This window comes from Spirosoma sp. 48-14, from assembly GCF_001898575.1.
Taxonomy (GTDB): Bacteria; Bacteroidota; Bacteroidia; order Cytophagales; family Spirosomataceae; genus Spirosoma.
In genome coordinates this window covers 312,152-324,658 of the sequence record NZ_MKUD01000010.1, presented here as the reverse complement: position 1 = coordinate 324,658, position 12,507 = coordinate 312,152, and the positions used below count along the sequence as shown (strand labels likewise).

Genomic DNA, 12,507 nt, shown 5'->3' with positions numbered 1-12,507 from the left:
AGTGTCAGTTTTCCATCCCATTTAATTTACACGAAAAACTAATCTATTCTGCTAGGATTAATACAACGTCTACCGATTGCTTACTAGCTGTTATCTCCACTGAAGTTCGTTTTTACATAACTGACCCGGTTGGCGATAGCCTGCAATCTGAAACTTTTTGACGAGTGGTCATAGGGGTCTTGTTGACGTCGGCTGTCAGGAAAGCGAATCATCGTTTTCTGTTCCATCATGCAACTCCGCTCACCATTCACGTTTTTAGCCGTTTTTCTGCTTTCGCTTTCTCTACAGGCTCAATCATTAACACAGACCATCCGGGGTACGGTCGTGGATCAAAGTTTACAAACACCTCTACCCGGCGCTTCGGTGATTATCCTCAATTCGTCGCCCATTAAAGGAACCAGTACCGATGCCACAGGTCAGTTTCAGCTTACACAGGTTCCGGTCGGTCGTCAGAGCCTGCAAATCAGTGTTGTTGGCTACAAGGTGGCGACCCTCCAAAACATTGTCGTCGACGCCGGGAAAGAACTGGTTCTGAGTATTTCCCTCGAAGAAGCGGTTAGTCAACTGGGTGAAATAACGGTCAAACCAACCACTGAAAAAGACAAACCGATCAACGAAATGGCTACCGTATCGGCCCGAACGTTTTCGGTGGAAGAAACGCAGAAATTTGCAGCTGCTGTCAATGACCCGGCCCGTATGGCAACAGCCTACGCGGGTGTGGTCGGTGCCGACGATGGCGGTAATTACATCATTATCCGGGGCAATACACCAAACGGGCTACTATGGCGCATGGAAGGTGTCGAGATACCAAACCCGAATCATTTTTCCAACCTGGGTACGGCTGGTGGAGGCATTTCCATCCTCAGCGCCCAGTTACTGGCCAATTCGGATTTTCTGACCGGCGCTTTTCCGGCCGAATACGGCAATGCGCTTTCGGGCGTATTTGATCTGCGCCTACGCCGGGGAAATAGCACCAAACGCGAATACACGCTGCAAGCCGGACTGCTGGGCATTGATCTGGCTGCCGAAGGCCCCATAGCGAAAGGGTACAACGGTTCATTTCTGGTCAATTATCGCTATTCCACTCTCGGTTTGCTATCCAAACTGGGCGTTAACATCGGTACTGGCGACAGGGTGTTTCAGGATTTGTCGTTCAATGTCTACCTGCCAACCCGAACGGCTGGAACGTTTACCCTGTTCGGTTTTGGTGGATTGAGTAGCAGCAAAATCAACGCCCCTGCCGATTCATCAAAGTGGGCGAACGATTACGACCGATATAACGAAGATTTCCGCTCCAATACAGGGGCAGCCGGGGTTACGCATACCCTACCCATCGGGCGAAAGGCCTTGCTAAAAACCGTTTTCCTGGTGTCTGGCTACAAAAACAGTTTCCAAAACTCACTTCTGGAACCAGCCAACGACTATGCCGCTTCGGAACGAAACGATGCCGCCTACACCATTCAAAAGCGGATTCTCTCGTCAACGCTGACCTATAAACTCAACGCTCAACACACGTTTCGGACTGGGCTGATCGGTACCCAGCTGCTGTATAACCTGTACCAAAAATCCTGGGAAGCCGAACAACGCCAATTACTGACACGGGTGCAGGTCAATGATCAGACACAGACGTTACAGGCGTTTGGTCAGTGGAACTACCGGATTTCGGAACAACTCACTGTCAATGTTGGCATGCATTATCTCCGGTTGGCCCTGAACGGCTCTTCGGCGCTGGAACCACGGGGTTCGATCCGCTGGGCCTTTTCGCCTGATCAATCTGTTAGCCTGGGCTACGGCCTGCACAGCCAGATTCAGAACCCAGCCACTTATTTTATGCGTCCAGTCGACCCATCGGAAAATGGGAACGGAGCTTCCAACCGGGCATTGGGCTTTACCCGCTCACATCAGTACGTGCTGGCATATGACCGACGGCTGAACAGTTGGAATACCGGCTCACCACTACGACTGAAACTGGAAACGTACTACCAGCATCTAGTCAACATTCCGGTCAGTGCTGCCGAAAAAAATGCATTCGCTATTATCAACCGATTCGATGGCTTTACGGACCAACTACTGACCAACACCGGCCTCGGACGAAACTATGGCCTGGAGCTGACACTGGAGCAATTTCTACTTAAAGCAGCCTCCGGCAACAGCTATTATTTCCTGCTATCGTCATCGCTGTATAACTCGGAATACCAGGGTTCGGATGGTGTATGGCGCAGCACACGCTGGAATGGTCGTTTTGCCCAAAGCCTGCTGGCAGGAAAGGAATGGGTATCAGGCTCCCATGTCTTTGGGCTGAATCTAAAACTAAGCTACTACGGCGGCTACCGCGACACCCCTATCGATCTGACAGAATCGAAACGGCTTGGCGAAACGGTTTACTTCGACAATCAGGCCTTTACCGAACAACTACCCGCTTATTTTCGGCCCGACCTTCGGCTAAGCTGGAAGAAGAACCGCCCCCATTCGACACGCACCCTTTCACTCGACATACAGAATGCTGTAAACCGACAGAACATTTACGGACGCTATTATGACCCAGCCAGTGGTACACTTAAAATCAGCTATGGCAGTGGTCTGATCCCTATTCTTAGCTATCGGGTCGTGTTTTAAGTGATGTGGCCATCTAACCGGGAAGCCTGATGATAAACTCCGTCCCTTCTCCCTCCCGGCTATCAACGGTTAGTTCACCGCTATGCCCTTTGGTAATTATATCGAAACTTAGGCTCAAACCCAGTCCGGTTCCTTCTCCTGTAGGCTTGGACGTAAAAAAAGGATGAAAGATTTTCGCTTTTATCCCCTCTGGAATACCCGCGCCATTGTCCTTCACCCGGATTTCAACGTACCCATTTTGCCGTCGAGTACTCACCCATAATACGGGTTGGTATTCGGCAGTAGAAAGGGTACGCTTTTGATTCATGGCATAGAATGCATTGCTAAACAAGTTCAATAGTACACGACCTACATCCTGAGCAACGATCGTAATGCCCCCTACAGTATCGCCAAAATCCCTTTCGAGCTGACAGGTAAACTCTTTGACTTTGCTCCTATACCCCTGAAAAGCCAGATTCAGGTGTTCTTCGGTTAGTTTATTCAGCTGAATAGGTGCTTTCTCGCCCGTCGACGTTCGGGAATGTTCCAGCATCCCCCGAACAATGGCATCGGCTCGCTTTCCATGGTAATTGATTTTTTCGAGGTTCACCCGTAAATCACCTATAATTTCGTCTACGTATTGCTTATCGACTTCATTGAGTTGCTGAAACGGCCCTTGGCCCAACTCATCAATAAGCTCTGTACTCACCTCAGAGAAATTAGTAACAAAATTCAGCGGATTCTGAATTTCATGGGCTATACCTGCTGTCAGTTCGCCTAAGCTGGCCAGTTTCTCGCGCTGAATGAGTTGATTCTGTGTAGCTTTCAACTCGGTCAGCGCCAACTCTGCTTTTTGCCGTTGCACACTGATTTCGTCCCGTTGCTTTTTAAGGATCACATTGGCTTTTTGCTTGATTCGGTTGTTACGGTAGAGTATAAACGCAATAGCGATGAAAGTTCCAATGGCCCCTACGAGCAGGTAAATGGTAATCCGGGTCCGATATTTTTCTTCCAGCCGCTGCTCATCCTCGTGCCTCATTTTTTCATTAAACTCGATGTTCTGAAAGTTTTTAATTTTTTCCGTGTTAACCAGACTGTCTTTGGCAGCGGTAGCAATTTTTAAATAAGCGATTGCCTGTCGCGGATCCGTTGACTCGTATATATCGGTCAGTAATGAACTGGCTTTGACGATATTAAGCTGCAATGCGCTCCGCTGTGCGACTGTCAACGATTGGTTAGCATAGAAAATAGTCGAGTCCTTCTGGCCCATTTTGTTAAAGACATCGGCCATTTCATAATAGGTCTGGCTTAATACACGGGCATTTTTTGACGTTTTTCCGTTTTCGACACTGAATCGGAAATATTGCAGGGCCTCTTTGTATTTACCTAACTGGCCATACACATTTCCCAGATTCATCAGTTCGGCCTGTCGATCGCTCGTTTTGAGGTTTACGGCTTCCTGATACGCTATGGTTGTATACTTCAGCGCAGAGTCCAAACGGCTCTGCGAAATGTAATCATACCCCAGGTTAGTCAGCACAATTTGCTTTAAATCACTGTCTTTCAACTCTTCAGCCAGTGCAAGTGCTTTTTGCAAATAGCGAATTGCCTGCGTCCAGTTGTTCTGCTCGATGTAAAGGTTACCGAGATTGTTATACGTTCGAGCCAGTGCATCCTTATCCTGATTGGCTTCTGCAATGTTTATAGACGTCAGATGAGCAGTTAGTGCCTGATCGAAATTACCGGTAAGCCGAAAAATAGTACCAATCCGGTTCTGAATACGGGCCTCCCCTCGGGCATATCCTATACGTTGTGCTATCTGTAAGCCCTTTCTGGCACATTGCATGGCTTCAAACGGCTTTGCATACATCCAGGCCCGACTTAACCGATCAAGAGCCAACACTTTACTGGTATCGGGTATGGGCCTGGCCAACAGGTTTTGTAGACTATCGGCCAGGTTTATCTGGGCAAGCGCTGGACACGAACTAATTGACAAGCCAATGAGCAGGAAAAGAGGCTTCATAGAAATATGAGTTGGCTAACAAATATATATATTCGTTGCACATTGATTACCAGACAGAACGACTAATCAGACAATCCTCCTACCTTAACTTACTCGATGAAACGTATTGCGTTAGTATTCTACTTTTGCTGCTGTACGGTCGCAGTTTTTGCTCAGATCCATTTTCTGCCCCCCAGCAAACCCGCCCTTAACAACTCAACTGACCTACTGTCCAATCTGCAGCCCAGGCAACAGCCGACAGCGTCCCGAACGTTAGTCAGTCAGCCCCTCGTACATGTCATTTACGTGGAAGAACAGAACGAGCTGGAGTTTGCCCGTGTCAATATGGAAAACGACAGCCTGATAGCACAGGTGATCAACAAAATTGCGAATGGATTATCCTATCAAATCCAGAACTGGCGGATTCCCAAAGACCATTTTACCAGCCAGACCCTCAAAGAAACTGTCTTGTCTCTCCAAACGAACCCGAAGGATATCATCATCGTCTATTTTTCAGGCTATGGCATTAGTCCGTCGGCCCCTGCTAAACTGGCCAACTGGCGACTGGACGACGTTACCGAACGCGGCCTGGCAGTCAGTGAACTGGAAACATGGCTGAATGCTCAAAAAGCACACCTTAGCCTGATTCTGGCCGATTACAAGACTGAAACTACTCAGCGAGAAGGAGCAGTGTCCGGTACGGTTATCTATACTATCAATCTGGAGCGGGAAATCCTCAAACGGCTTTTTATACAAAATTGCGGGGTTGTTCAGTTCGGTAGTTCGTTGACTCCAAAATCCAGGTATATGGGCAACGGGGCTGCGGGTACCCTCTTTACGAATGCTTTCAACAAAGCGTTCCTTTCCATACTGGACAATACACGGCCCACCGACCTTTCGACAGTTTCGTTTCAGTGGGTACAGGCCATTACCGAGATCTACGTACCAGATAGCAACCAGAGCACGATTCTCGACATAAATCCGTGTAGCGCTCAGCAAAAAATATCGTCTAACCCAGTGGCTATACAACCGTCGGGGGCAAGTTCACGAGGAGCCCAATGGCAGGGGTTTCGAGTAGACGACGACAGGTACAATCAGTTGCAGCAAAAGCCCATTCTCAAGCTAAAAACTCCAAGGGCCGTGGACTTATCGAAGTACACCCCACCCGTTGTCAATCAGGGTCAGGAAGGGATGTGTGTGGCGGTTGCTATTGGCTATTATATGCGTTCAACACTGGAAGCGATAAAACTAAACCTCACCGATAAAGCAGCGATACAGAAACACAGTTTTTCACCGTCGTATCTCTACAATTTCATAAAGGATGCCGGCGACGTTAATTGCTCATTTGGGATTTTTGCCGAGAGCGCCCTCGACTTTTGCCAAAAATATGGCCTGGCCAGCTTTTCGAGTTACCCAAATGTTAACGCATGCACTGATGTACCTACCAATAAACCCGAACCGAATTCAAAAATACTGGACTATGTGAAGCTGTTCAGCATTACCGATGATAAAGCAGACAAAGTACTGGCCACGAAACAGGCTTTGGCAGAACGATCCCCGGTGGTGATTGGCATGGAATTAACCCCTTCGATTGGACACCTTTCGTTTAGTCGGCTCTTTTTTACCAAGCTCCAAAACTCGGTTATGCAGCTCGTTTCGTCGGATACGGCCCCACCAGCCATCCAATGGAAACCTGATTTATCGAATACGCTCGATTTTGGCCATGCCATGTGTGTTGTAGGCTATGATGATAACATGCTGGGTCAGGGCGCTTTCAAATTAATTAATAGTTGGGGCAAGAACTGGGGAGATGGTGGATTCTTCTGGATAACCTATGAGAATTTTGCCCGCTTTGCCAAGTATGGTTATCAGGCCTACTTACCCGCCAACACTAGTGCAGTCGTTTTGTCGGCCGATGTATCGCTTTACCACGCCTTATCGCCTTCTACGCCCTTGTCGGCAACAACCACCCAATACGGTCGTTCGGTCAAAGGCTATACGCTCGCAAAATCGCTTCCAACCGGCACATCGCTAAGACTCGCGATCAAGACAACCACTCAATCGTACCTCTACGCACTGGCAGCGAATTCAACCGATAGTGTCATCACAACGCTCTTCCCATCAGGCACATTCGCTCCACTTGTGTCGGCCAATACGCTCATTGATGTTACGAAAGATTCATTGCTTACCCTTTCCGGTGATCCTGGAACGGAGTACATGTTGTTTATTTTCTCCAACGAAAGGCTAACTAACCTCGACGCAATTCGCCATCAGCTCCAGACGCAGCCAGGCACGTTTCCCGAACGGGTAGGCACTGTCTTTAACAAGGCAAGTCAACTGATTCAACGCAATAGGTTGGTCTATAAAGCGAAGAAAACGGGCTTCTTTTGCTATTCAGACCCTTCCATGAAAGGACAAGCCTACACCGTTCCTGTGTTGATACGTATAAACCACGTAAACAACCTACGACTTTGACGACCGTTTACCCAGAAAATAGCCAATAATCAAGCCAATCGCTATGCCGATCAGGATTGAGTATAAATCGACACCCGACCAATGTTCTTTACCGGTATCCTTCCCGACTCCTCCACCATTTTTCACTTGCGCAAACCCATTTGCAGCTACTAAAAGTATTGTAAAAACGGACGTAAAACGTTTGTTCATGGTGGTTTTTGTTAAGAGGTTCGTTTAGGTAAAAGCAACAAATACGCCATTAATGTACTGATTATTACCCAGAAAACTCACTTACACAAAAATGCATACGGATTTAAAGCACCAGATGAGCTGACTGTACGGGCTCTCCATAAAAAATGGTGGCCTGTCGGTCAAAATCTTCAGTTGAGTCGGTGGTCAGGAAGGCACGCTGACCGTGTTTGCTACATTGTGCTTCAATTTCAGGGTGGCGTGTCAGATAGTTTGCCAGGCTTTCGGCTACAATACCACCCTGGCTCAAAATAGTAGCATGAGCCGGGGCATACTGCCGGATTTTTTCCAGCAACAGCGGATAATGGGTACAGGCCAGCAGGATTGTATCGATGTCTGTTGATTGTAGCAGCAACCGATCAAGGTGTTGTTTCACAAAATAGTCGGCTCCGGGATGGTCGTACTCGCCATTTTCGACCAGGGGCACCCACATGGGACAGGCTTCCTGAAACACCTTTACAGCTGGAAACGCCTTTTCAATTTCGACCACGTACGATTCCGAGGTAACCGTGCCGCGCGTAGCCAGAATACCGACATTGCCCGTTTTCGAGTAGTTCCCGATAACTTCGGTTGTTGGTCGAATCACACCCAGCACTCGTCGTGAAGGGCCATCTGGTCCGGGTGCCAATGTTGGCAAATCCAATTGCTGGATATTTCGTAACGCTTTGGCCGACGCCGTATTACAGGCCAGAATGACCAGTCGGCACCCCCTGTCGAACAGATGCTGAACACACTCCAGCGTGTAGTGATAAACGGTTTCGAACGAGCGGGTACCGTAGGGGGTTCGGGCATTATCGCCCAGGTATACGTAATCGTACTGAGGAAGCGTTTTAACGATTTCGCGTAAGATGGTCAGGCCACCGTAGCCGGAGTCGAACACGCCAATCGGTTGCGACGATGGAGTCATTACTTTGTACTAGCTTTATTTTGTGCTTCGGCCAGTAACCCATCCAACGCCTTTCGGCTATACACGGTTCCGCGCAGAATAACCGTGTTAATGGCTTGGGTAGCCTCAATCGTTTCTAGCGGATTACGGTCAAGCAGTACGATATCCGCGCTTTTGCCAGCGGCAATATCACCATACAGCGCTGTTTTCCCCAGAAATGCAGGCCCCGGTAGTATGGCCGATTGCAGAGCCTGTAACGGGGTTAGGCCTGCTTTTACGAAATAGCCGAGTTCCTGATGCAGTCCCAAACCAGGGTACACGTACGAGTTTAGAAAACCAGCATCGGTTCCGGCCATAATAGTCACTCCGGCTTTATGCAGCAAAGGCAACAACGAACTCGTTTTTTCATAAAGAGCGTGTCGTTCAGCAATGGCATCAGGCCCATCCTTTGCTACTCGACTCACCCGCCAGGCATACGTATTTTTCAGCCCCTGACCAATGTATGACAGGTACTTGTCCTGTTGGTGATTATCCTGATCCAGAAAGGCAATGGTACGGCTGATGGTCAGCGTAGGAACGACAAAAGTTCCGTTTTTAGCCATCCTCCCATAAACCGCCATCGCCGTTGCTTCATCGAAACTCTGCGTAACCATGGGCGAAGCCACTCGGGCCGTAAGCATACCGGCCCGTACTTTTTCGGCCACTTCTTTATCACGTGACGAACCAGCCTTGAGCAAGTAACTCAAGTGCTCGACAGACCCTAGCCCAGCCAACGTCACCTCATCCATCGTCAGAGCAAATGGCACGTGACCCGATGTTTTCATCCCTCGCTTTCTAGCCTCCTGCAAAATGTATAGGTAAATATCGGGCTTGATGGCGTTGTCAGTGATCTTCACAAAATCGACCTTCAGACCTTGCAGCGAATCCAGCATTTTATCGACCTCGGCAGGTGTGCTCACTTCAATATCGCCCACCCAACTCGATTTGTAACCTTCCAGTTTGGGACCCGATGTGAACAGGGTCGGGCCTTCCAGTGTCCCTTTAGCGATTTGGTCGCGCCAGGCCAGTACCGACGGGCTCAGGTCGGCAGCCGCATCGCGTATGGCGGTGATTCCGTGAGCAATGTACAGCGGAAGCAGGGCCTTATTTTCGTCAATCAGCGTATCGCCCCCGCCAAAATGCACATGCATATCCCAAAGTCCTGGAATAATGTATTTGCCCTTGGCATCAATCACCGTTTTCGCCTGGAAATTTCGGAGCTGCGATTCATCGAACACGCCAACAATCGTCTTACCACGGGTGGCAATCAGTTTCTTTGTCAGGATAGTCCCCGTTCGCACATCGATCAGAGAACCCGACTTGATCAACACATCGACGTTCTGTTTTTGGGCTTGGACGGTATGGGCGGCAATAATCAGAACAAAAAGGTTACTAAAAAAGCATCGCATAATGGGCAGAGATTAATGTAGCACAAACGATCATTACACAGAGATCCACGGCGTAAAACAGAGATGCACAGAGTAGTAAAAGAGAAAAATCGTTGTGACTCTCTCTACTTTCTCTGTGCATCTCTATGTAATAACAAATCAGTTTACCCAAGCAACGCCTTACCCTGCGCCAATGCGGCATCAAGGCCCGACAGATCAGAACCACCAGCTGTTGCGAAGAAGGGTTGACCTCCCCCACCGCCTTTGATGTTCTTTGCCAGTTCTTTCACTACCTGACCTGCATTCAGGTTTCTGCCCTGAATCAGCGAATCGGGCAGCATTACTGCCAATTGGGGCTTTCCATTGATGTCAGCACCAAGCACCACTGCCAGATTATCAACTTTGGCTTTCAGGTCGTAGGCCAGTTGTTTCAGCGCATCAGCCGATGGGACGTCTACCTTCTCGACAAGACGCGAATGACCCGGTCCGGCGTTCCCGTTTACAGCCTCCACTTTTTCCAGCAACTGATTCTTCAACTGCTGCACTTTCTCATTCTGTAAGGCTTCGACCTGTTTTTGTAAGGCGCTACGTTCTTCGAGTAATGCCTGGACGGCTTTTACAACATCTTTCGGGGCTTTAAGCAGTTCTTTCAACTCCGACACCACAGCCATCTGCTCGTTGATCAACGCTTCGGCTCCAGCCGACGTTTTGGCTTCTACCCGACGAACGCCCGTCGATACAGACCCCTCGCCCGTAAACTTGAACAGACCAATATGGCCCGTAGCCGGAACGTGCGTACCACCGCAAAGTTCAACTGAATAGCTCGGATCAAAGGTAATGACCCGAACGAAATCACCGTACTTCTCCCCAAACAGGGCGGTTGCACCCAGTGCTTTTGCCTGCTCGATGGGTACGTTCCGCTTCTCGTCCAGTTTAATATCTTCCCGGATTTTCTCGTTTACAATTCGCTCCACTTCGGCCAGTTGCTCGTCGGTCACTTTGCTAAAGTGCGAGAAATCGAACCGCAGCGCATCGGGGCCAACGTACGACCCTTTCTGGGCTACGTGCGTCCCCAACACTTCCCGTAAGGCCGAATGAAGCAGGTGCGTAGCCGAGTGGTTGCTGGCAATAAGTCCACGACGCGCTGTATTGATAACGGCATAGACCGTATCAGCTTCGGTCAGCAGGTCGTCAATGCCATCGACATTCTGGACGATGTGAATAACCAGATCGTTCTCTTTCTTCGTATCCAGTACTGTCAGGGTGCCAATCTGATCCGAATCCTTGAACAGTTCCAGCACGCCCGTATCGCCAATCTGCCCTCCCGATTCAGCATAGAAGGGAGTCTTGTCCAGGACAACCTGCACCTGGGTTCCCTGTTTGTTCTGAATTTTGCGGTACTTCACAACCTGAGCATAGGTATCGGGCTGGTCGTAACCGACAAACTCGACTTTGCTGTCCAGTTCGGTCAGTTCGATCCAGTCCCCAGCCGACGAAGCCGCGTCTTTCCGCGACCGGGCTTTCTGCTCCTGAAGTGCTTTCTCAAAACCAGCCTGATCAATTTGCAACCCTTTTTCACGGGCAATCAGGGCCGTTAAATCGGCTGGGAAGCCAAAGGTGTCGTTCAGTTCGAAAACCGTTTCACCCGGAATTTCAGTTTTACCATCGGTGGCCAGTTGCCCAATGATCTGATCCAATCGGCCGAGTCCAGATCCCAACGTCCGGAGGAATGCAATCTCCTCTTCCCGAATTACCGTTGCGACAAAATCACGCTGAGCGTTCAGTTCGGGGAATACATCAGCAAACTGCATGGCCAGGGTTGGCACCAATTTGGTCATGAAAGGCTCGGTCAGGCTCAGGTACGAATACCCGTATCGGATAGCCCGGCGCAGAATCCGACGGATTACGTATCCCGCTTTGGCATTCGACGGCACCAGCCCATCGGCAATAGCAAAGGACACCGCCCGAATATGGTCGGCTATGACGCGCATCGCTACGTCGGCCATGCTCGTACCAGCCTCATATTTTTTGCCCGACAGTTCTTCGATCACATGGATCGTTCCTGAGAACACATCGGTATCGTAGTTCGATTTTTTGCCCTGGATGGCCATACACAACCGCTCGAAGCCCATCCCTGTATCAACATGGCGGGCAGGTAGCGGCTCCAGCGAACCGTCGGCCTTACGGTTGAACTGCATGAATACCAGGTTCCAGATTTCAACAACCTGTGGGTGATCGGCATTGACCAGTTCTTTACCGGGCTTTTCGGCGACTTCTTCCGCCGAACGCAGGTCAACGTGAATTTCTGAACAGGGGCCACAGGGTCCCGTATCGCCCATTTCCCAGAAGTTGTCCTTCTTGTTTCCGTAAATAATCCGGTCTTCGCCCACGATGGGTTTCCAGAGGTCGAACGCTTCCTGGTCGAAGGGAACGTTATCTTTCTGATCGCCCTGAAATACCGATACGTACAGCCGATCTTTCGGAAGCTTGTAGATTTCGGTCAGCAGTTCCCACGCCCATTCAATCGCTTCTTTTTTGAAATAATCCCCAAATGACCAGTTACCAAGCATCTCGAACATGGTGTGGTGATAGGTATCGAACCCAACATCTTCGAGGTCGTTGTGCTTACCCGACACGCGGAGGCACTTCTGCGTATCGGCCACTCGCTTCGACGGGGGCGTACCATTGCCGAGGAAAAAATCTTTAAACTGCGCCATCCCCGAGTTGTTGAACATCAGCGTCGGGTCGTTTTTGGCAACGAGCGGAGCTGAAGACACAATCAGGTGACCTTTGGAATGGAAGAAGTCGAGAAAATGCCGACGTATTTCGTGGGAAGTCATCTTATTAGTTAATGTGCTCAGCAATTAGGAGCGAGAAGTGAGAAGCCATCCGGC

Annotated in this window: 7 protein-coding genes; 2 read left to right on the top strand and 5 right to left on the bottom strand. The window is 49.5% G+C overall.

Annotated features, from left to right (window positions below; all coding sequences use genetic code 11):
- Nucleotides 1-228: 228 nt before the first annotated feature.
- Entirely contained in the window at nucleotides 229-2,616 is a 2,388-nt protein-coding gene (locus BGO59_RS09730; protein WP_293683427.1) for a TonB-dependent receptor, read from the top strand.
- Between the two features lie 13 nt (nucleotides 2,617-2,629).
- On the opposite strand, the gene BGO59_RS09725 is transcribed toward BGO59_RS09730, so the two are convergent.
- Nucleotides 2,630-4,618 carry a tetratricopeptide repeat protein gene (locus BGO59_RS09725; protein ID WP_293683426.1) on the bottom strand — a complete coding sequence of 663 codons (1,989 nt, stop codon included), beginning with the start codon at nucleotides 4,616-4,618 and terminating at the stop codon, nucleotides 2,630-2,632.
- Nucleotides 4,619-4,714: 96 nt separating this feature from the next.
- On the opposite strand from BGO59_RS09725, the gene BGO59_RS09720 reads away from it, so the two are divergent.
- Entirely contained in the window at nucleotides 4,715-7,072 is a 2,358-nt protein-coding gene (locus tag BGO59_RS09720; RefSeq protein ID WP_293683425.1) for a C1 family peptidase, read from the top strand.
- On the opposite strand, the gene BGO59_RS09715 is transcribed toward BGO59_RS09720, so the two are convergent.
- From BGO59_RS09715 to alaS, 4 genes are all read right to left on the bottom strand, one after another.
- Nucleotides 7,061-7,261 (bottom strand): hypothetical protein, encoded by a 201-nt coding sequence (locus BGO59_RS09715; RefSeq protein ID WP_293683424.1) that lies wholly within the window; start codon nucleotides 7,259-7,261, stop codon nucleotides 7,061-7,063. The two genes, BGO59_RS09720 and BGO59_RS09715, sit on opposite strands and share 12 nt — an antisense overlap.
- Before the next feature lie 103 nt (nucleotides 7,262-7,364).
- Nucleotides 7,365-8,207 carry a glutamate racemase gene (murI, locus tag BGO59_RS09710; RefSeq protein ID WP_293683423.1) on the bottom strand — a complete coding sequence of 281 codons (843 nt, stop codon included), beginning with the start codon at nucleotides 8,205-8,207 and terminating at the stop codon, nucleotides 7,365-7,367.
- A complete protein-coding gene (locus BGO59_RS09705) occupies nucleotides 8,207-9,634 on the bottom strand; it encodes an amidohydrolase family protein (protein ID WP_293683422.1) in 1,428 nt (475 codons plus the stop codon). The genes murI and BGO59_RS09705 overlap by 1 nt, the downstream gene beginning before the upstream one ends.
- Nucleotides 9,635-9,777: 143 nt before the next feature.
- Nucleotides 9,778-12,453 (bottom strand): alanine--tRNA ligase, encoded by a 2,676-nt coding sequence (gene alaS / locus BGO59_RS09700; protein ID WP_293683421.1) that lies wholly within the window; start codon nucleotides 12,451-12,453, stop codon nucleotides 9,778-9,780.
- Between the last annotated feature and the right edge of the window lie 54 nt (nucleotides 12,454-12,507).